Genomic DNA, 20,503 nt, shown 5'->3' with positions numbered 1-20,503 from the left:
CATCGCCCGGTGACCCGCACCGCCGAACCGGCAGCAGCGACCCCTGGCACCCACGGCCGGGGGCTGCTCCTCATCGGCGTCGCGATCGTCCTGACCGCCCTGAACCTGCGCACGGCGGTCAACAGCGTCGGGCCGGTGCTCGAGGAGATCGAGCAAGGGCTGGACCTCTCCAGCAGCCTCGCCGGAGTGATCACCGCGCTGCCGGTCCTGTGCTTCGCGGCCCTGGGCTTCGCCGGTCCGCCGCTGTCGGCGCGGTACCGGGATTCGCACGTCCTGTTCGGTGCGCTGGCCGCGATGGCGGCCGGCCTCGTTCTCCGTGGGGTGGCCGGGGCCTTCTGGCTGTTCCTCCTCGGCACGGTGATCGCCATGACCGGCGGAGCGCTCGGCAACGTGCTGCTGCCCAGCCTGGTCAAGCGGTACTTCCCGCACCGCACCGGCCTGCTCGTGGGCGCCTACAGCACGGCCATGAGCGTCGGTGGCGCCGTCGTCGCCGTCGTCGCCCAGCCGATCGCCGACGCCGCGGGAAGCGAGGGTTGGCGGTGGGCGCTCGCCGTCTGGGCGGTGCCCGCGCTCGTCGCCGCGGTCGTGTGGCTGGCCGTGCCGGCCCGGCCCGGTGGCTCGCCCGTCGGACAGCCGACCGTCCGGGTCCGCGCACTGCTGCGGAGCCGCACGGCCGTCGCCCTGGCCCTCTTCTTCGGGATCCAGGCCATGGAGGCCTACGTCATCGCCGGCTGGACGGCCCAGTACCTGCGGGACGCGGGACTCAGCGCGGCCGCTGCCGGCCTCTTCCTCGCCGTCGCGCTGGTGATGATCGTGCCGGTCAACGCCGTCGTGCCGGCACTGACCGTCCGGGTCCGGCTGCAGCGGCCGCTGCTCGTCTTCTTCCTGGTCTGCTACCTGGTCGGCTGGCTGGGCCTGTGGATCAGCCCGCGGTCGGCGACGTTGCTCTGGACGGGCCTGCTCGGGGTGGCCATGGGCACGTTCGCCATGATCCTGACCCTCATCGGGCTGCGTGCACGCACGCCGGAGACCACGGCCGCCCTCTCGACGACGACCCAGGGCTTCGGTTACCTGATCGCCGCTGCCGGACCGCTGCTCGTCGGCGTCCTCCGCGGCAGCACCGGCAGCTACACCGGCATGTTCGTGCTCGTGCTCGTCGGGGTCGTCCTCATGGCGGTCACCGGGTGGCTGTGCACCCACCAGCGGTTCGTCGACGACGAGGTCCCGGGCCGGACGTCAGCCCGGCGGTGCGGCGAGGAGGTCGTCGAGGTCGCCGGCGCCGAGGCGCCGGTCGTCGCCCACCTCAGGACGGACGACGCGTCTCCGCCCGGGTGAAATTGCGGAACGACCGGGACGGCGTCGGGCCCCGCTGGTCCTGGTAGCGCGAGCCGTACACCGCCGACCCGTACGGGTGCTCGGCCGGGCCGGTCAGCCGGAACAGGCAGAGCTGGCCGATCTTCATGCCCGGCCACAGCGTGATCGGCAGGTTCGCGACGTTCGACAGCTCCAGCGTGATGTGACCGGAGAACCCCGGGTCGACGAAGCCGGCGGTGGAGTGGGTGAGCAGGCCCAGCCGGCCGAGCGAGCTCTTGCCCTCGAGCCGGGCGGCCAGGTCGTCGGGGATCGACACGACCTCGAGGGTCGAACCCAGCACGAACTCCCCCGGGTGCAGGACGAACGGCTCGTCGCCCTCGGGCTCGACAAGGGTGGTGAGGTCGTCCTGCTGCTGGGCCGGGTCGATGTGGGTGTACCGGGCGTTGTTGAAGACCCGGAAGAACCGGTCGAGCCGGACGTCGATGCTCGAGGGCTGCACGAGCGCCTTGTCGTAGGGCTCGATGCCGAGGCGGCCCTCGGCGATCGCGGCCGTGATGTCGCGGTCGCTCAGCAGCATGGCGCGGAGTCTAGGGACCCGATCCGGGGGCCCGGCCGACCAGGACCCCTCCAGCGGCTCACTCCTCCGAGCGAATCGGAACCGGGCGTTCTCAAGAGCCGCACCCGACCCGCCGTTGACGCCGGGAACGCGCAGGCGCGCGCCAGCGGGGAGAGGTCGGTCGATGAAGAGCAAGCGGGTCCAGGCGGTCGCGCTGGCCGGTGCGGTCGTGGCCGGCTACGCCGGCGCGGCGGTGTTCTCTGCGCTGGCCGCGCCGGCGATCCCGATCGCCACCGACTTCGGACCGGACGACGGCCTGACCCGGATCGTCCTGACCGCGGACGCCGGAGCCGTCGACGCGGCGATGCTCGAGGCCCTCGAGTCGGTGGACGGGGTCGTGACCGCGCAGTCGCTCGACGACGGCCGTGCGCTGGTCGCCACGGAGGGACTCGCCCCGCACCAGCTCGCCGTGGTCCCCGGCGTGGCGCACGCCGAGTTCTCGGTCTCCGCTCCCGTGCTCGGCACCGTCACCGACCCGTACTTCCCCCAGTACGGCTGGAACCTCGAGAACACCGGCACCAACTCCTACCAGCAGCCGGTGGCGGCCGTCGCCGACGCCGACGTGGACGCCACCGACGGGTGGGCCACCGGGACAGGAGACGGCCTGGTCATCGCCGTCACCGACACCGGCTTCGACACCGACCACCCGGACCTGGCCGGCGCGCTGTGGACCAACCCCGGCCAGCCGTGCGGTGGCGGCGACACCGACGGGAACGGCAAGGCCGGCGACTGCCACGGCTGGAACTTCTACTCGAACAACGCCGACCTCGACAACGCGGGCATGGGTTCCCACGGCACGGGCGTGTCCGGCGTCGTCGCCGCCCGCGCCGGCAACGGCATCGGCGTGGCCGGCGTCGCGCCGCAGGCCAGGATCATGCCGCTGGTCATCGGTGGAGGTGGCAGCGTCGACGTCAACCTGGGAGCCCAGGCGATCCGGTACGCCGTGGACAACGGCGCCGACGTCATCAACGCCTCCTGGGGCGGGGCGTTCACCGGCACTGCTCTGCAGAATCTGCGGAACGCGGTCGCCTACGCCGCCGCCCACGACGTCCTGGTCGTCGCGGCGGCCGGCAACGACGCCGCCAACCGGGACACGAACATCCTCTACCCGGCCAGCCTGACCGACCCGAACATCGTGACGGTCGGCAGCTCGACGGCCGGCGACACGGCATCACCCAGCTCCGCCTACGGCGCGTCCAACGTGGATCTGTTCGCTCCGGGCTACCTCGTGGCCACCACGTGGAACGACGGCGGCTACCGGCTGGTCAGTGGCACCTCCATCGCAGCGCCGCACGTCGCCGCCGCCTACGCGCTGTACCGCGCTCACATGCCCGACGCCGGCCACGCCGAGCTGAAGCAGGCCGTGCTCGACGACGTGGACCCCCTGCCCGCGTTCAGCGGCAGGTCGGTGACCGGCGGCCGCCTGACGATGAGCCGCCTGGCGGGCACCCCGGCCGAGTCGGTCGGCTACGCCTTCACCTCGATGACCGCTCCGGCCGGCCTCCTGACCCCGGGCATCGGGGTGAGCGGCCCGACGGCCGCCGGCGCCTACGAGGTCGTGCTCGGCCTGGGGATGGAGCACGCCGGCGAGATCTGGGCGCTGGCGGACAAGGACATCACGCTCGACGGCGTCACCGTGGCCACCGACGACGCGGGTGACGCCGCCTTCCCGCTCGGCACGTTCGCCGGTTCCGGGTCAGTGGGCCTGACTCCGGCGATGGAGCTCGGTGACGGGCGCTACGTCCTGACCGTTCAGCTGTACCGCGACGGCGAGCCCGTCGGCCGGACGCACGCCGCCCCGCTGCTGGTCGGCGCCGCCGTCCCGGCGCCGGGCGACGAGACCCCCACCGACGGCGCGGCTCCCGGCGGCGGCACCGCTCCGGGCGGGACGACGCCGGACGCCGGCACGCAGCCCGGCGGCACCGCTCCTGGAGGTGCGCCTCCCGGCACGGGCACCCCGCCCCCGGCGGCGGCAGCCCGGTCCCGCCGGGCAGTCCGACCCTCCCCGGCACGACGCCGGAGACCGGCGGCTCCGGCACGCCTCCCGGCGGCGGCGCCGTGCCCGGCGACCCGGCCGAGCCGGGCGATCCGGCCGAGCCGGGAGCACCCAACCCGGCGGGCCCCGGCACACCCGTCGCCCCGGTGACCCCACCGGTGACCTCGCCGGTCGTCCCGCCCATCGGCTCCGGCGGCGGCACGCCGCCCATCGGCTCGGGCGGCAGCACGCCGACGGCGCCGGACGCCGGCGGCTCGTCCCCGGACACGACGCGCTACGACGAGCTGGGCGTGTTCAAGGTGACCTCGCTCAGCCCGAACAGGGTCGGCACCGCCGGGGGCACGCTGGTGACCATCACCGGGCTCGCCCTGCCGGAATCGCCGACCATCCGGATCGGCGCCACCGCGACGGCCTCCGTGGTCACGGCGACGAGCACGCGGGTCACCTTCCGGGTCCCGGCACGCACGGCCGACACCTACGACGTGTCGATCTACGCGCCGGACGACACCGCGCAGGTGCTCAGCCGGGCGTTGACCTACGTCGACCCGTCGGCCCCGACGGGGCCGGGTGACGGGACCGACCCGGGCGCCCCCGCGCCCGGGGACGGCGCCACGCCACCGGGGGACGACGGCGGCGAGGACGGCGGTGAGGACGGGGCGCCCGGCGGTCCGGGCACCGGCACCGGCCCGGTCGAGCGCACCGGTCCGGCGGGTGAGCGCCTCGTCCGGTCCGACAGGTTCCGGGCGCTGGGCTCCATCTGGTCGGTGAACTGCTCCTCGTCCTGCACGGGGGTCGCGATCTAGGCCGAGTCCTCGACATGCGGCCCGAACCGCTGCGCCCCGTCCGACCTCCCCATGCGGACGGGGCGCAGCTGCGTGCCGGTACCGGCCGCTCGGCGGCCTGCCGATGACAACCTCCGGACGTCGATCCTGGAGGAGGGCACATGCTGGATCTGCAGCCGGCACCGGGGCGGGCGGTGCGACCCACCGGCCAGGAGCGCACGTTCGACGCCGACGAGCTGATCGTCTCCAAGACCGATCCGCGCGGCGTCATCACCTACGCCAACGACGTGTTCCTGCGGGTCAGCGGCTACGAGATGGACGAAGTCCTCGGCCGTCCGCACAACCTCATCCGGCACCCCGAGATGCCCCGGGCGGTCTTCTGGCTCCTCTGGCAGACGCTCGGCCGCGGTGAGGAACTCTTCGCCTACATCAACAACCTCGCCCGGGACGGCGCCCACTACTGGGTGCTGGCCCACGTGACGCCGTCCTTCGACGCCCGCGGCCGGGTCGTCGGCTACCACTCAAGCCGTCGCAAGCCCGCGCAGCGGGCGATCGAGGCGGTGCGGCCGTTGTACGCGCGGCTGTCCGCCGAGGAGCGCCGGCACCCCGGTGCCAAGGCGGCGGTCTCCGCCTCCTCGCAGCTGCTGACCGACATCCTGGCCGAGCAGGGCGGCGGCTACGACGACCTCGTCTGGTCGATCATCAACCGCGAGGAGAGCTGACATGGGCTTCCGGGGCCTGCGCGCCCAGGGAGGCGACGACGCCGCGGAGCTCGCCGCCCACCGGGCTTTCGTGCGCCAGCTGACCGAGACCTGCGACGCCGCCGCCCGCGGCGACCTGGAGGCCCGGGTGCGCCCGACGCCCGAGATCGCGGCCCGGCCGGAGCTGGCCGCTCTGCACGACGCCGTCAACCGGGTGCTCGACGTCTCCGACGCCTTCGTCCGCGAGTCGTCGGCCGCGCTCACCGCCGCCGCGGAGGGCCGGTTCTCCCGACGGCTGCTGCTGACCGGCCTGCGCGGCGCCTTCCGGAAGAGCGCCACCGACATCAACACCGCCCGGACGGCCATGCAGGAGACGGCCGGCCGGGTCACCGAGGCGCAGAACGCCCGCCTGCGCCTGGCCGACGCCTTCGAGTCCGTCGTCCTGGCCATGTCGGAGCAGGTGGCCACCGCCTCGACGGAGATGAGCGCGTCGGCGTCCGGGCTGACGGCCGCGGCCGGTGCCGCCGCCACCGAGGTCGGCACCGCGCAGGCGACGATCACCTCCCTGACCACCTCCTCGGCCGAGATCAAGGAGATCATCGCGATGATCGACGCCATCGCCGCGCAGACCCGGCTGCTGGCCCTCAACGCCACGATCGAGGCCGCCCGCGCCGGAGAGGCCGGCAAGGGGTTCGCCGTGGTCGCTTCCGAGGTCAAGGACCTCGCGGACCAGACCGGTCAGGCAACCCTGCGGGTCACCGCCCAGGTCGAGCAGATCCGCGAGGCCACCGAGGCGGTCGCGGCCCGGATGGGCACGGTGGGGACGACGGTCGGCGAGATGAACACCCTCGTCGACGGCATCGCGGCGGCGGTCGACGGCTCGTCCTCGCTGGCCACCGGCGGGGACGACATCACCGGGCTGTCGCAGATGGCCGAGCGGCTGCGCTCGGAGGCCACCGGATTCCTCGCCGAGATGCGCCGCTGATCAGGGGCTGCTCCCGCGCGGGCGGGCTCGCCAGGTAGTCTGGGCGGCGTTCGCGGGTGTAGTTCAATGGCAGAACATCAGCTTCCCAAGCTGACAGTGCGAGTTCGATTCTCGTCACCCGCTCTCACTCCCGTACGTCGGCGCCTGCCTCCGACATCGGCAGGCCCGCCCCGAGCCACGCCTCGACGCCGCCGACGAGGTCGGTCGCGCGGTGCAGGCCGACCGCCCGCAGCGACGCAGCGGCGAGGCTGGAGCTGTAGCCCTGCCGGCACAGGACCACGACCTCCAGGTCGTACCCGGTCGCCTCCGGGATGCGGGCCTCGCTCGCCGGGTCGAGTCGCCACTCCAGGACCGTCCGGTCGATGACCACGGCACCGGGGAACTCGCCCTGCCGACGGCGCTGGGCGTCGGTACGCGTGTCCACGACCAGCGCGCCGCGGGCCGCTGCCTCGAGCAGCTCGGCCGGGCCGAGCCTGGCGACCCCCGCCCGGCTCGCTGCCAGCACCGCGTCGATGCCCCTGCTCACGACGGCCGTCACCCCGGCGAGCCTGCCAGCGCGGCGGCGACTCCGCTCGCCGACGCCGGCGGGTCAGGACGCGGGCGGTGCGACGACCTGCCGAACGGCGGTGGGCCTGGGCGTCGCCTGCACCCGTTCGGCGCGGGGTCGTCCTGGTCAGCGGGTGACCGGCACCGTGCTGCCGTGGATGGTGCCCACGCGACCCAGCAGCTCGGTCATCGCGCCACCCGGCATCGGGCGCGCGTAGTGGTACCCCTGCGCGATGTCGCACCCGAGCTCCCGGAGCGCCGCCACGTGCTCGGCGCCCTCGACCCCCTCCGCCACCACGGTGAGGCCGAGGTTGTGGCCCAGATCGATCGCGGTGCGCACGAGGACGGCGTCCTGCGGGGCGCTCGTCATGCCGAGCACGAACGAACGGTCGATCTTCAGCTCGTCCACCGGCAGCCGGCGCAGGTGGGCCATGGAGCTGTAGCCGGTGCCGAAGTCGTCGATGGACAGCTTCACGCCGAGGTCGTGCAGGCGCTGCAGGACCTCCATGCACCGGGCGGCATCGCCCATGACCGCGCTCTCGGTGACCTCGAGGCGCAGCAGCTCGGCCGGCACGCGGAACCGGGCGAGCAGGCGCTGCACGAGCTCGGGCAGCCCGGCGTCGAGCAGGCACCGGGTGGACAGGTTGACCGCCACGGGCACGGCGTGGCCCGCGTCGAGCCACAGCCGCATCTGGGCCAGCGCCATGTCCAGGACGCGCTCGGTCAGCCGCAGGATGATGCCGGTGCCCTCCGCGACCGGGATGAACTCGCCCGGCGGGATCAGGCCCTCGGTCGGGTGCTCCCAGCGCAGCAGTGCCTCGAGGCCCTCGATCCGCTCCCGGTCGAGGGTGTACTTCGGCTGGTAGTTGAGGAAGAGCTCGTCGGTGTTCTCCAGCGCCCGGCGCAGGTCACCGAGCACGGTGATGCGTGAGGGCGCGGTGACGTGCTCGGTGGCCTCGAAGACGACCGCGCCGGCCTTCATCTCCTTCGCGACGTACATCGCGATGTCGGCGTTGCGCAGGAGCTCCTCGGTGTCGGTGCCGTGCCACGGCGACAGCGCGATGCCGATGCTGGCCTCGACGTCGAGGGCGACGCCGTTGACGTCGAAGGCCTGGTGCAGCGACTCGCGCAGCCGCTCGGCGACGGCCTCCGCCTCCGCGACGCCGTCCACGACCGGCAGCAGGACGGCGAACTCGTCGCCACCGAGGCGGGCGACGGTGTCGCCCTCGCGGAGCACCGACTGCAGGCGCGGACCGACCTGGCAGAGCAGCCGGTCGCCGTACGAATGGCCCAGGGTGTCGTTGATCTCCTTGAACCGGTCGAGGTCGATGAGCAGCAGCGCGACCTCGCGGTCGGTGCGGCTCGCGGCGGCCAGGCCCTGGTCCAGCCGGTCGCGCATGAGCTCCCAGTTCGGCAGGCCGGTCAGCGCGTCGTGGGTGGCCTGGTGCCGGTCGCGCTCGGCGGAGATGTGCAGTTCCTCGGTCTGGCGGCGCAGGCGCTTGGACGCCGAGGCGATGAGGCGGAAGACCACGACGTAGAAGACGGTCAGGCTCACGCCCAGGGCGACGGTCATCGTCCGCACGTCGTCCCGGACGGCGGCGGCCACCGGCGCGTAGGGCAGGTACACCTCGATGACGCCGTCGGGTTCCGAGGAACCCGGGTACTGCAGCGGCACGTACACCTCGAGCAGCTGCCGTTCGCCGTCCTCGCTGGTGTCGCTGTCGTCGGAGGAGTGGGCGAAACCGGAGACGACGTAGCCGTCCAGGGCCGCCCGGAGCTCACCCGAGTTCGAGGTCGTGCCGACCAGCTCCGGATGCTCCGAGTGGTAGACGATCGTCTGCTCGCCGTTGAACACCTTCAGCTCCACCGGGTCGAAGGCGGCCAGCGAGCTGCCCGCCGTGCCGAACCGCTCGGCGGCGCTGTCGACGGCGTGCTCCACGTCGGCCAGTCGCCCGGCCTCGAAGCCGATGGCCAGGTCGGCTCGGCTGAAGTGCGGCTGGAGCCCGAGGCGCACGGCCATGAGGGCGGCGTCCTCCGCCTGCTGGCGGGCCCGGTCCTCGATGACGGTGCTCAGCACGGAGGAGAGCACCGCACCCACGGCGATGGTCAGCAGCAGGCTGACGACCCCAAAGCGGGTCAGCAGGCTGGTGCTGCGCAGCCGCCGGAGAAGGCTCATGCCCCTGCATCGGTTGCCGTCGCGGCGATCTTGAGCGAGGCCACCCGGCCGGCTTCGCTTTCCCCTCCGGGGAGTGACGCAGAGCGTGGCAGAGATCACGCTCCGTCCGGAACACGCAGGGCATCGATTTCGCAACTCGTTCGTGCCGCCTGGTTCGGCCCGGTGACCGGGCCCTTGGTCCCTCCCGCAGGCCGGGTGCGCCAGAGACGATCCCCCCATGAGCGACATCCGTTCCGCCCGGGAGCCCGACCAGGGGCCCGAGACGGAGCCGATGCGGGCCGTTCCACCGCCGTCGCTCCGACCGCCCGAGGCGCAGGGCGTCGAGCCGCTGCGCCTCCCTCCGCTGCTCCCCCGGCGCCAGACGCCCTGGTTGATCGTGGAGGTGGACGGCACGGGGGCGGGTCACGGAGCACTGGTGTGGGCCCTGCGCGAAGCCGCGCGCCGGGAGGGAACGGTGGTCGCCGTCGCCGTGCTCGACGCGCCGGAGGGCGACCCCCTCGAGGGGTCGAGCCGGGTGCTCGTCCGGGAGAACCACGCGGCGCTCGACCGGCTGGAGGCCCAGGTGCTCCGTGCCATCGCGGACACCGGCGTGCACGGCCGGACGCGCACCGCCGTCCTCGACCGGTCGGTGTTCGACGCACTCGTAGCCGCCACCCGCGGGGCCGATCTGGTCGTGGTCGGCGCCGGCAGCAAGGCGCTGCTCCGCCAGGCAGTCCCCCGTCCGCCCAGCCGCCGCCTGGCCCGTGGCGCCTGATCCCTCCGCCCGCCCGACTCCGTCGACCATCCCCGCCGCTCCTGGACCGCTGTCCGTTCCGGGCCAGGACTCCTACCGTCGGGCCGTGCCCCCGCCCGATCCCCCGCCCGAATCCTCGGCCGCCGCCGAGCGCGGCGACGTCCGCGTCACGCCGGTCCTCGCGGCGGCGCTCCGCGCCGCGGCGTCGGGCAGCCAGCTCGAGGCCACGCTGCACGACATCGTGCAGGCCGCCGTCCGCCACGTCGACGCCGGCTACGGCGCGCTCGGCGTGCTGTCGCCCGACGGCCGGGGGCTGGACCGCTTCGTCATCGTCGGCATGGACGACCACGTCCGGGAGCGCATCGGCCGGCTGCCCGCCGGGCACGGCATCCTGGGCCTGCTGGTCGCCGAGCCCGCCGCCCTCCGCCTCGACGACCTCGGGGACCACCCGGCGTCGGTGGGTTTTCCGCCCGAACACCCGGAGATGCGCTCGTTCCTCGGTGTGCCGGTGCGGGTGGGCGAGGCCGTGTTCGGCAACCTGTACCTCACCGAGAAGCGCACCGGCGACACCTTCACCGATGCCGACGTGGAGGTCGCGCAGGCGCTCGCGGTGGTCGCCGGCATGGCGATCGAGAACGCCCGGCTCGCCGAGCGGGCGGAGACCCGTGGCCGGTGGGGGCTGGCGGCCGCCGAGATGGCGACGGCGCTGCTGTCGGGCGCCGATCCCGACGACGTGCTCCGGGCGGTCTGCACCCAGGTCTCGGCGCTGACCGACGCCGACATGGTCGGCGTGCTCGTCCCGAGCGACGGCGACCCGGGCACGATGACCATCGTCGCGGCGGTCGGACCGGTCGCCGACGACGTGGAAGGCGTCCGGCTGCCGCTGGGCGACAGCTACCTCGCGGTCACCCAGGAGGCCGGGGAGCCGCGGCTGATCGAGGACATCAGCACCATGCCCGTCATCGGCACCCGCGCGGCAGTGGTCGTCGAGCTGACGGCCGGTTACGGACCGGCGCTCGTGGTGCCCCTGGGCAGCGGCTCGTCCCGGGGGCTGCTGGCGACCCTGCGGGCATCGGGCCGCCCGCCCTTCACCCCCGACGAGCTGGACCTGCTGTCGGCGTTCGCGGCACAGGCGTCGGTCGCGCTCGAGCTGGCCCGCGCCCAGCAGCGCGAGCGGGTGCTGCAGGTGCAGGCCGACCGCGACCGGATCGCCCGCGACCTGCACGACCACGTCGTCCAGCGGATCTTCGCCACCGCGCTCGCCCTCGACCGGCTCTCCCGCAACCTGGAGAACGACCACCCGGAGGCCGCGAGACGGCTGTCCCGCAGCGTGGATGAGCTGCACGGCACGATCTCCCGGATCCGGACGTCGATCTTCGAGCTGCACGAGGCCGAGGACGCCTCCCCGGCCGCGGTCCGGCGCCGGCTGGCGGAGGTGCTGCGCTCGGTGACCGACGGCCACGACGTCCGTCCCGACCTCCGGATGCGCTACGAGCGCGACGACCTGCCGCCCGACCTGGTGCTCGACCTGGTGGCGGTGGTGCGCGAGCTCGCGACCAACGTCGTCCGGCACGCGGGCGCCGCCCGCCTCACCGTGTCGGTGACCGTCACCGACGAGGTGGAGGTCGTCGTGACCGACGACGGGTGCGGCCTGCCGCCGATCACCGTCCGCAGCGGCCTGGCCAACCTCGCCGACCGGGCGGAGCGCCGCGGCGGCCGGCTCACCGCTGCCGCGGCCGTGTCCGGGACCGAGATCCGGTGGACGGTGCCGGCGCCCGGCTGAGCCGGAACGGCTCCGGTCAGCCGCCCTGGCGGTCGCGCAGCTCGGTGGCGAGGATGGCGGCCTGGGTGCGCCGCTCGAGCCCCAGTTTCGCCAGCAGGTGGCTGGTGTAGTTCTTCACCGTCTTCTCGGCCAGTCCCATGCGCTCGCCGATCTGCCGGTTGGTCAGCCCTTCGCCGATCAGCCGGAGCACCGTGCGCTCCTGGTCGGTCAGCAGGCGCAGCCGGTCGCCGCCGGCCGCCCTGGGCGGGCGGGTGCGCGCCACCATGGCCGGCGAGACCTCGTCGAAGAGGGTGCCGCCGGCGGCGACCGTGCGGACGGCGGAGACCAGCGCCGGGCCGCGCACCTGCTTGAGCAGGAAGCCCGATGCGCCGGCGCGGACCGCCGCCTCCAGCGCCTCCTGCTCGGAGAAGCTGGTCAGCACCAGGCAGCACAGCCCCGGCACCCGCTCGCGGAGGCCGCGGCAGAGCTCGGCGCCGTCCCCGTCGGGCAGCCGCATGTCGATGACCACGACGTCGGGCCGCACGGCCGGGACCCGGGCCAGGGCCTCGGCCACCGACCCGGCCTCGCCGCACACGCTGATGCCCGGATCGTCCTCGAGCACCTCGGCGACGCCCCGCCGGACCACCTCGTGGTCGTCGACGAGGAAGACCCGCACCGACTGGGTCGTCTGCACCGGACCACCTCCATGGTGTGAGGTAGATCACAGTCTAGGTGGTGCGCCTCCCGACAGAGCAGGTCAGGCGGGTACGAGCACCGTCGCGTAGAGCGTCAGGCCCGGCCCGAACGCCATGGCGACCACCGGACCGTCCACGTCGGCGAGCTCCTCGAGCACGAGGAGGACGGTCGCCGAGGAGCAGTTGCCGTGCTCGGCCAGCACCCGGCGGGAGGCCGCCATCTGCGGGTCGGTCAGCCCCAGCTCCGTCTGGACGACGTCGAGGATCCGCGGCCCGCCAGGGTGCACGGCCCAGCCGGCGACGTCCTCGGCGCGCAGACCGGCGCCGGCCAGGAGCTCGGCGACGACGTCGCCCACGTGCCGGGACAGCACGTCGGGCACCCGCGGCGACAGGCCCATGCGGAAGCCGAGGTCGGTGACGTCCCAGGTCATGTGGTCGGTGGTCGAGGGATCGGTGCGGGCCACGATGCCGGCGACCCGGCGGCCGCGGCCCGCACCCGGCTCCAGGACGACGGCCGCCGCGGCGTCGGAGAAGAGGGCGTGCGCCACGACCTGCTCGAGGTCCCGCTGGGCCGGCTGCACGTGCAGGCTGGTCAGCTCGCAGCACAGGAGCACCGCCGGGCGGGAGCGCGCGGTGACGAAATCGCTGACCGCCGCCAGCCCCGGGATGGCCGCGTAGCAGCCCATGTGCCCGACCAGCAGGCGCTGCAGCCCCGAGGGCATCCCGAGGTCGCTGGCCAGGCGGATGTCGAGCCCCGGTGTCGCATAGCCGGTACAGGTGGCGACGGCGAACAGGCCGACCTCACCCGGGGCGAGCCCGGCGGCGTCGAGAGCACCGGCCACGGCCTGCTTGCCGAGGGGCAGCGCCTCCTGCACGTAGCGCTCCATGCGGGCGCCGGTGCCCCAGCCGCTGAGGTCCTCGTCCAGGGGGCTGGCCACGGCGTGCCGCCGGCGTACCCCCGCTCCGGCGAAGATCCGCTGCGCGGCGCGGACGCCCGCGTAGTGGTTGGCGAAGAAGCCGTCCCAGACGGCGTCCTGCTCGATCGCCGCCGGCAGGGCGGACCCGGCACCGGTCAGGACGGCGGAACTCATGGCCCGACGGTACGTGGGGCGCAATCGATCCGCCGCCTCACCGCTTCCGTCCGTAGCCGGCGAAGACGACGGCGGTCGAGCGGATCGGCTTCATGCGCACCAGCCGCCGGCGGCCGAGTTTCCAGGCGATCGCCTGCCGCATCGACGGCCGGAGGCCGACGAGCTGGAGGTCCAGGCCGAGCCGGTCGGCCGCCGCGAGGAGCCGCTCGCGGTCGACGAACAGCGCGGGGTCGTGCAGCCCCCTGGGCGGGCCGCCGGGCAGGCGCTCGAGCAGGTGGACGTTGATCAGCACCGAGAGCCGGCCGGCGGCCAGGGCGTCGAGGACGAGTGCGCCGCCCGGCTTGAGCAGCCGCGCGCACTCGGCCAGCACGCCGACGTCGTCCTCGACGTGCTCGAGGATCTCCCCGGCCACGACGACGTCCGCGCAGCCGTCGGCCAGCGGCACCTGCAGCACCGAGCCGAGCACCGGGGTCACACCGTGCTCGCGGGCCAGGCGGAGCCCGGTCTCGCCGATGTCGACGCCGACGTGCCGGTAGCCGAGCCGCTCGACGTGCGGGCACATCAGCCCGCCACCGCAGGCGAGGTCGACGAGCACCGCGTCCGGCGACGGCGCCGGCGGGATGTGCTCGGCCCGCGACGCCGCCAGCCAGTGCAGGGCGGCGAACTCGCCGTCGTGCCGCCACCAGTGGTCGGCCAGCTCGTCGTACTGCGCCGGGTCGTTGCGTGCCCTGTCCTCGCGCCGCATCGGCGCAACCTACTTCTTCAGCGGGTCGTGCCCCCAGTTCATGAGGGAGTACCGCCACTTCGACGTCTCGACGTAGGACTTCCCCGACCCCTGGGCCAGGTGCCGCTGCACGTAGCCGTGGACCTTGCGCATGTGGGCGAGGTCGTCGTCGGTCAGGTCGGCCTTCTTCGTGCGCAGCAGCTCGACGATGCGCCGCCCGGACTCGTGACCGGTGCTCTCGCCTCCGCCGTCCTTCTGGCCGACCTCCCGGGACTCCTCGGTCGCCAGCCACTTCTCCAGCTCGCCGGCGGTCATGTTCACCGCCTCGCCGAAGTCGCGGCGGATCGTGTCGGCGTCGCCCTCGGCCATGGATCGGGGGGTACCGCTCCGCCGACGTGCGGAAACCGGCCGTCTGGTACTGCTGGTCTCCCCGTCGCCTGGAGGTCTGCGTGTCCGTCACCGTCGTCGGCAGCCTGAACGAGGACGTGCTGGTCGCCGTCGACCGCCTGCCCGGGCGCGGGGAGACCGTCGTCGGCCGGTCCGTCGACATCGCGCCCGGCGGGAAGGGCGCCAACCAGGCCGCCGCCGCGGGCCTGCTGGGCGCGGGGGTGCACATGGTGGGCCGGGTGGGCGAGGACGCCGCCGGCGACCGGCAGCTGGCCGCGCTGGCGGGCTCCCGGGTGAACGTCAGCCGGGTGCACCGCACGGCCGGCGTCCCGACCGGCTCGGCGACGATCGCCGTGGAGGCCGGCACCGGCGAGAACCTGATCGTCGTGGTCCCCGGCGCCAACGCCGCGCTGGCGCCCGCCGACGCCGACGTCGAGTCGGTCCGCCGCGCGTCGGTGCTGCTGCTCCAGCTCGAGGTGCCGCTGGAGACGGTGGCCGCGGCGGCGAGCGTCGCGGCCGGCACCGTCGTCCTGACGCCCGCCCCACCCCGGCCACTTCCCGCTGCGCTGCTCGAACTGGTCGACGTGCTCGTGCCCAACGAGCACGAGCTCGCCCAGCTGGCGGGCGCCGAGCCTCGGGAGCGCTCACCGGACGAGCTGGTGGCGCTGGCCCGCTCGGTGGCCGGCTGCTCGGTCGTCGTCACGCTCGGGGCGCGCGGCGCCCTCGTCGTCCCAGCCGACGGGCCGGCGGTGCTGCAGGCGCCGCCGCCGGTCGGGCCCGTCGACACCACCGGCGCCGGTGACTGCTTCTGCGGCGCGATGGCCCAGGCTCTGGCCCGGGGAGACGCGCTGCCCGACGCGGTGCGCTACGCGGTCGTCGCAGCAGCCCTGTCGACGACCGGCCGCGGTGCCCGCGGGGCGCTCCCCGACGACGACGCCGTCCGGGCGCTGCTGAGGCAGGCACCGGCCGCCGAGCCCGTCGGCTGAGCCGGCGTTTCCGCGCCGACCGGCCGGGCACAGGGCCCGACATGACCGAGCCCGAGAACAACCCGCACACCGCCGAGCCGCCGAGGGCGCCGAGCAGCCGGGGACCGGCGAGGGCGGCCGGACGCCGCACCCCGAGCAGCCGGCCGAGGGCGCCGACACCCAGGGCGGCGCCGACACCCAGGGCGGCGCCGACACCCCGGGCGCCTAGCCCGACATCGTCGTCCTCCCGTCACAGGAGCCGAAACCGCGGTTCCGGCTCCTGTCGGAGGGGGCCGGAACCGCGGTTCCGGCCACGGGGGTCAGTACGAGCGGGGCAGCCGCAGGTCGTGCTGGGCGACGAAGCTGAGGATCATCTCGCGGCTGACCGGGGCGATCCGGCTCAGCCGGGACGAGACGAGCAACGCCCCGACGCCGTACTCCTGGGCGAGTCCGGCGCCGCCGTGGGTCTGCACCGCCTGGTCGACGGTTCGGGCGGCGGCCTCGGCGGCGGCGTACTTGGCGCTGTTGGCGGCCAGCCCCGCCTCGGCGTCGCGGCCCCGGTCGATCAGCCAGGCGGCCTTCTGGGTCATCAGCCGGGCAAGCTCGATCTCGATCTGGCAGGCCGCCAGCGGGTGCGCCAGGCCTTGGTGTGCGCCGATCGGCGTGCCCCACACCTGCCGCTGCCGGGCGTAGTCGGTGGCCTTCGTCATCGCCAGGCGGGCGACCCCCAGGGAGAACGCCGCGGCCATGACCCGCTCGGGATTGAGCCCTGCGAACAGCTGGGCGATGCCCTGATCGGGGTGCCCGACGAGGGCATCGGCGGGCAGCCGGACGTCGTCCAGGAAGACCTGGAACTGCCGCTCGGGGCTGACCAGCTCCATCGGGATCGGCTGGGCGGCGAGGCCCGGCGCATCGGTGGGGACGACGAACAGCGCCGGGCGCAGCGTGCCCCTGCCTGTCCCCGCCCGCCCGTCGGCCAGCTTGCCCACCACGAGGACGGCGTCGGCGAGGTCCACCCCGCTGATCCAGGTCTTGCGCCCCGTGAGCACCCACTCGTCGCCGTCCCGGCGGGCGGTCGTGCTGATCTCGTGCGAGTTCGACCCGGCGTCGGGCTCGGTGATCGCGAACGCCATGATCGTCGAGCCGTCGGCCAGGCCGGGCAGCCAGCGCTGCTTCTGCTCCGCCGTGCCGAACCGGGCGATGACCGTGCCGCAGATCGCCGGCGACACCACCATCATGAGCAGCCCGCAGCCGGCCGCGCCGAGCTCCTCGCACACCAGCGACAGCTCGACCATGCCGCCGCCCCCGCCGCCGTACTCCTCGGGCAGGTTGACGCCGATGAACCCGGCCTTCCCGGCCTCGGCCCACAGTGCGCTGGTGGTGCCGCCGCTGCGGGCCTGCTCGAGGAAGTAGGACTGCCCGTAGCGGGATCCGAGCTCGGCCACCGCCGAGCGCAGGGCCCGCAGCTCGTCACCCTCGTCGAAGTCCAGACTCACCGTTCTCCCGCCTCGATCACGGCCAGCACGGCGCCGGCCTCCACCTGCGCTCCCGCGACGACGTCCAGGGAGCGGAGCACGCCGGCAGCCGGCGCCACAACGGGGTGCTGCATCTTCATCGCCTCGAGCACGAGCAGCGGCTGCCCGGCAGCGACCGGCTCGCCGGCCGCCACGTGCACGGCGGTGACCGTGCCCGGCATGGGTGCGACGAGTGAGCCCTCGGCCACGGTCGTCGCCGCATCGGGGAACCGGGGCAGGACCCGCAGGGTGGTGGCCCAGCCGTCGCCGTCGACGTCCACCACCTCCCCGCTTTCTGTACCGAAAGCGCGGAGGCGGTGCTCGACTCCGGCGACCTCGAGCACGACCTCCGCAGGCGAGGCGGAGACCAGCGTGACGTCGTCGCGTCCCTCCACTACCAGGCCGTCGCCGGTGTGCCGGTAGCCGACCTCGAGCGTCTCGCCGGCCACCTCGAACGCGGCGCGCTGCGGCTGTGACGGGACGTTCCGCCACCCGCTCGGCAGGCCGCCCTGCACGCGCGCCGCCTGCCTGCGGGCGGCGGCACCCGCGAGCGCCGCGGCCAGCGCGGCGAGGTGCACCTCCGCGGGGCCGGCGAGGGGTGCGGCGAGGACGTCGAGCCCGATCCGGTCGAAGAACGCGGTGTCGGTGCGGCCGGCGAGGAACTCGGGGTGCCGCAGGCCGCGGACGAGCAGGTCGCGGTTGGTCGGCGGGCCGTGCACCCGGGCGCCGGCGAGCACGGCGGCGAGGCGGGCGGCCGCCTCGACCCGCGTCGGCGCCCAGGCGATCACCTTGGCCAGCATCGGGTCGTACGCCGTCCCGACCGGTGTTCCGTCGACGACACCGGCGTCCAGCCGGATGCCCGGCCGGTCGGGGACCTCGAACTCCGCCCGCACCCCGGGGACGGCGAACCTCCGCACGACCCCGGCCGCCGGCCGCCAGCCCTGCGCCGGGTCCTCTGCGTAGAGGCGCACCTCGATCGCGGCGCCCCTGGCGGCGGGCGGCTCCGCGGCGAGTCGCTCCCCCGCCGCGATGCGCAGCTGTTCGGCGACGAGGTCCAGCCCGGTGACGCACTCGGTGACGGGGTGCTCCACCTGCAGCCGGGTGTTGGTCTCGAGGAACCAGAAACTGCCGTCGTTCTGGGCGAGGAACTCGACCGTGCCGGCGCCGACGTAGTCGATCGCCTTGGCCGCAGCCACCGCGGCGGCGGACAGCTCGGCGCGCAGGGCGTCGTCCACCATCGGGGACGGCGTCTCCTCGACCACCTTCTGGTGCCGGCGCTGCAGCGAGCACTCGCGCTCGCCGAGGGACCAGACGGTGCCGTGGGCGTCGGCGAGCACCTGCACCTCGAGATGCCGGCCGGCCTCCACATAAGGCTCGCAGAACACGGTCGGGTCGCCGAACGCCGACTGCGCCTCGGCCCGCGCCGCGGCGATCTCCCCATGCAGGGCGGCGAGCGTGCGCACGATCCGCATGCCGCGCCCGCCACCGCCGGCCGACGCCTTCACCAGGACCGGGAGGTCCCGCTCGGTGACGGCGGAGGGGTCCAGCTCGGGCAGCACGGGGACGCCGGCGTCGGCCATCAGGTGCTTGGCCTCGACCTTCGATCCCATCGCGGCGATCGCGGCCGGCGGCGGTCCGATCCAGCTGAGGCCGGCGTCGAGCACCGCCTGCGCGAACTCGGCGTTCTCGGACAGGAAGCCGTAGCCGGGGTGGATCGCATCGGCGCCCGAGGTGCGGGCGGCCTCGATCAGCAGGTCGGCGCGCAGATACGTGTCGGCCGGCGCCGCTCCGGGCAGCCGGACGGCGCGGTCGGCCTCGCGGCGGTGCGGGCTGTCGGCGTCCGCGTCGGAGTAGACCGCGACGGTGCCGATGCCGAGGTCGCGGCAGGTGCGGAAGACCCGCCGGGCGATCTCGCCGCGGTTGGCCACCAGGACTCGGGTGATCACGGAAGGCCTCACATCCGGAAGACGCCGAAGCCCGGGGTCCCGGACCCCGAGCCGACGCCTTCGATCTCACGGGTGGCCGCGGCCGAGAGACACAGACCCAGCACCGTGCGGGTGTCCCGCGGGTCGATGACGCCGTCGTCGTAGACCCGACCGGAGAGGAACTGCGGCAGCGACTCCGCCTCGATCTGCGCCTCGACGGCCGCGCGCATGGCGGCGTCGCCCTCCTCGTCGAACGGCCTCCCCGGGCCTCGGCGGCGGCCCGGGAGACGATCGAGAGCACGCCGGCCAGCTGCGCCGGCCCCATGACGGCCGACTTCGCCGAGGGCCAGGCGAACAAGAAGCGGGGGTCGTACGCCCGGCCGCACATGCCGTAGTGGCCGGCGCCGTACGAGGCGCCGAGCAGCACCGACAGGTGCGGCACCCGGCTGTTGGAGACGGCGTTGATCATCATCGCGCCGTGCTTGATGATCCCGCCCTGCTCGTACTCCCGACCGACCATGTAGCCGGTCGTGTTGTGCAGGAAGACCAACGGGGTGTCGGTCTGGTTGGCCAGCTGGATGAACTGGGTGGCCTTCTGCGCCTCCTGGCTGAACAGCACGCCCTGCGCGTTGGCCAGGATGCCGACGGGCTGGCCGTGGATGCGCGCCCAGGCGGTGACCAGGCTGGCGCCGTACCGCGGTTTGACCTCGTCGAAGTCGGAGTCGTCGACGATCCGGGCGAGGACCTCGCGCGGGTCGAACGGCCGGGACAGGTCGGTGCCGACGACGCCGAGCAGCTCCTCCTCGTCGTACCGCGGCGGCGCGACCGGCCCTGGCCGCGGCCCCCGCTTGCGCCAGTTGAGCCGGGCGACGATGCGCCGTCCGATGCGCAGCGCGTCGACCTCGTCCCGCGCGACGGAGTCGGCCAGCCCGCTGACCCGCCCGTGCATCGCGGCGCCGCCGAGCTCCTCCTCGTCGGCGATCTCGCCGGTGGCCATGCGCACCAGCGGCGGACCGCCCAGGAACACCTTCGCGCCGCCGTCGACCATCACCACGTGGTCGCTCATGCCGGGCACGTACGCGCCGCCGGCGGTGGAGTTGCCGAAGACCAGCGCGATCGTCGGGATGCCCTCGGCCGAGAGCCGGGTCAGGTCGCGGAACAGCTGCCCGCCCGGGACGAAGATCTCCTTCTGCGTGGGCAGGTCGGCGCCGCCGGACTCGACCAGCTGGATCACCGGCAGCCGGTTCTCGCGGGCGATCTGCAGCGCGCGCAGCGACTTCTTCAGCGTCCAGGGGTTGCTCGCGCCGCCGCGGACCGTCGGGTCGTTGGCGATGACCACGCACTCGACGTCCTCGACGACGCCGACGCCGGTGACGACGCTGGCGCCGACGGCGAAGTCGCTGCCCCAGGCGGCCAGCGGCGAGAGCTCGAGGAAGGCGCTGTCGGGGTCCAGCAGCAGCTCGATGCGCTCCCGCGGCGCCAGCTTGCCGCGCTCGCGGTGCCGCGCGACCGGCTTCTCGCCGCCGCCGGCCAGCGCCTTGGCGTGCTCGGCGTCCAGCGCCGCCAGCGCGTCGAGCATCGCGGCGCGGTT

18 protein-coding genes, 1 tRNA gene and 1 pseudogene are annotated in these 20,503 nt (G+C 74.3%); 9 read left to right on the top strand and 11 right to left on the bottom strand.

Annotation, left to right across the window (positions count from 1 at the left end):
• Positions 1-9 precede the first annotated feature (9 nt).
• A complete protein-coding gene (locus MVA48_RS17685; RefSeq protein WP_246982113.1) occupies positions 10-1,335 on the top strand; it encodes an MFS transporter in 1,326 nt (441 codons plus the stop codon).
• On the opposite strand, the gene dcd is transcribed toward MVA48_RS17685, so the two are convergent.
• Positions 1,304-1,891, bottom strand: a complete 588-nt coding sequence (gene dcd, locus MVA48_RS17680) for a dCTP deaminase (protein WP_246982111.1) — start codon at positions 1,889-1,891, stop codon at positions 1,304-1,306. The genes MVA48_RS17685 and dcd overlap by 32 nt on opposite strands.
• A gap of 163 nt (positions 1,892-2,054) precedes the next feature.
• Between dcd and MVA48_RS23805 the strand changes: the two genes are divergently transcribed.
• From MVA48_RS23805 to MVA48_RS17655, 5 genes are all read left to right on the top strand, one after another.
• Positions 2,055-4,076, top strand: coding sequence for a S8 family serine peptidase (locus MVA48_RS23805; RefSeq protein WP_305852263.1), 2,022 nt, complete (start codon positions 2,055-2,057; stop codon positions 4,074-4,076).
• Complete coding sequence (locus tag MVA48_RS17670) at positions 4,073-4,729, top strand: IPT/TIG domain-containing protein (protein ID WP_246982109.1); 657 nt, start codon at positions 4,073-4,075, stop codon at positions 4,727-4,729. The genes MVA48_RS23805 and MVA48_RS17670 overlap by 4 nt, the downstream gene beginning before the upstream one ends.
• Before the next feature lie 140 nt (positions 4,730-4,869).
• Complete coding sequence (locus MVA48_RS17665; protein ID WP_246982107.1) at positions 4,870-5,430, top strand: PAS domain-containing protein; 561 nt, start codon at positions 4,870-4,872, stop codon at positions 5,428-5,430.
• Between the two features lies 1 nt (position 5,431).
• Positions 5,432-6,394 (top strand): methyl-accepting chemotaxis protein, encoded by a 963-nt coding sequence (locus MVA48_RS17660; RefSeq protein ID WP_246982106.1) that lies wholly within the window; start codon positions 5,432-5,434, stop codon positions 6,392-6,394.
• A 52-nt stretch (positions 6,395-6,446) separates the two neighbouring features.
• Positions 6,447-6,517 (top strand) — tRNA-Gly (locus tag MVA48_RS17655).
• A 1-nt stretch (position 6,518) separates the two neighbouring features.
• Here MVA48_RS17655 and MVA48_RS17650 read toward each other — a convergent pair.
• Both MVA48_RS17650 and MVA48_RS17645 read right to left on the bottom strand, forming a co-directional pair.
• Positions 6,519-6,932, bottom strand: coding sequence for a rhodanese-like domain-containing protein (locus MVA48_RS17650; protein WP_246982104.1), 414 nt, complete (start codon positions 6,930-6,932; stop codon positions 6,519-6,521).
• 135 nt (positions 6,933-7,067) lie between these two features.
• Positions 7,068-9,116 carry a putative bifunctional diguanylate cyclase/phosphodiesterase gene (locus MVA48_RS17645; protein ID WP_246982102.1) on the bottom strand — a complete coding sequence of 683 codons (2,049 nt, stop codon included), beginning with the start codon at positions 9,114-9,116 and terminating at the stop codon, positions 7,068-7,070.
• A gap of 217 nt (positions 9,117-9,333) precedes the next feature.
• On the opposite strand from MVA48_RS17645, the gene MVA48_RS17640 reads away from it, so the two are divergent.
• Both MVA48_RS17640 and MVA48_RS17635 read left to right on the top strand, forming a co-directional pair.
• Entirely contained in the window at positions 9,334-9,870 is a 537-nt protein-coding gene (locus MVA48_RS17640; RefSeq protein WP_246982100.1) for a universal stress protein, read from the top strand.
• Positions 9,871-9,955: 85 nt separating this feature from the next.
• On the top strand, positions 9,956-11,632 hold the full coding sequence (locus MVA48_RS17635) for a GAF domain-containing sensor histidine kinase (protein WP_246982099.1): 1,677 nt from the start codon (positions 9,956-9,958) through the stop codon (positions 11,630-11,632).
• A 16-nt stretch (positions 11,633-11,648) separates the two neighbouring features.
• Here the strand turns inward: MVA48_RS17635 and MVA48_RS17630 are convergent, their stop codons facing one another.
• The 4 genes from MVA48_RS17630 to MVA48_RS17615 form a co-directional block, all read right to left on the bottom strand.
• A complete protein-coding gene (locus MVA48_RS17630) occupies positions 11,649-12,305 on the bottom strand; it encodes a response regulator (protein ID WP_246982098.1) in 657 nt (218 codons plus the stop codon).
• Positions 12,306-12,368: 63 nt separating this feature from the next.
• Positions 12,369-13,397: a type III polyketide synthase gene (locus MVA48_RS17625; protein WP_246982097.1), complete on the bottom strand. Its 1,029-nt coding sequence runs from the start codon at positions 13,395-13,397 to the stop codon at positions 12,369-12,371.
• A 37-nt stretch (positions 13,398-13,434) separates the two neighbouring features.
• Positions 13,435-14,142, bottom strand: a complete 708-nt coding sequence (locus MVA48_RS17620; RefSeq protein WP_246982096.1) for a methyltransferase domain-containing protein — start codon at positions 14,140-14,142, stop codon at positions 13,435-13,437.
• A 9-nt stretch (positions 14,143-14,151) separates the two neighbouring features.
• Positions 14,152-14,490: a DUF3140 domain-containing protein gene (locus tag MVA48_RS17615; RefSeq protein ID WP_246982095.1), complete on the bottom strand. Its 339-nt coding sequence runs from the start codon at positions 14,488-14,490 to the stop codon at positions 14,152-14,154.
• 80 nt (positions 14,491-14,570) lie between these two features.
• On the opposite strand from MVA48_RS17615, the gene MVA48_RS17610 reads away from it, so the two are divergent.
• A complete protein-coding gene (locus MVA48_RS17610; RefSeq protein WP_246982094.1) occupies positions 14,571-15,494 on the top strand; it encodes a PfkB family carbohydrate kinase in 924 nt (307 codons plus the stop codon).
• A 299-nt stretch (positions 15,495-15,793) separates the two neighbouring features.
• On the opposite strand, the gene MVA48_RS17605 is transcribed toward MVA48_RS17610, so the two are convergent.
• From MVA48_RS17605 to MVA48_RS17590, 4 genes and pseudogenes are all read right to left on the bottom strand, one after another.
• On the bottom strand, positions 15,794-16,969 hold the full coding sequence (locus tag MVA48_RS17605) for an acyl-CoA dehydrogenase family protein (protein ID WP_246989284.1): 1,176 nt from the start codon (positions 16,967-16,969) through the stop codon (positions 15,794-15,796).
• Entirely contained in the window at positions 16,966-18,933 is a 1,968-nt protein-coding gene (locus MVA48_RS17600; protein ID WP_246982093.1) for an acetyl/propionyl/methylcrotonyl-CoA carboxylase subunit alpha, read from the bottom strand. The genes MVA48_RS17605 and MVA48_RS17600 overlap by 4 nt, the downstream gene beginning before the upstream one ends.
• An 8-nt stretch (positions 18,934-18,941) precedes the next feature.
• Complete coding sequence (locus MVA48_RS17595) at positions 18,942-19,142, bottom strand: hypothetical protein (protein ID WP_246982092.1); 201 nt, start codon at positions 19,140-19,142, stop codon at positions 18,942-18,944.
• Positions 19,143-19,216: 74 nt separating this feature from the next.
• Positions 19,217-20,491, bottom strand: a pseudogene (locus MVA48_RS17590) (acyl-CoA carboxylase subunit beta); the annotation flags it as partial.
• Positions 20,492-20,503 lie beyond the last annotated feature (12 nt).

Origin of the sequence: Blastococcus sp. PRF04-17, assembly GCF_023016265.1 — a bacterium.
Classification (GTDB): Bacteria; Actinomycetota; Actinomycetes; order Mycobacteriales; family Geodermatophilaceae; genus Blastococcus_B.
The sequence above is the reverse complement of the archived record's forward strand: the minus strand, read 5'-3'. Positions and strand labels throughout refer to the sequence as shown.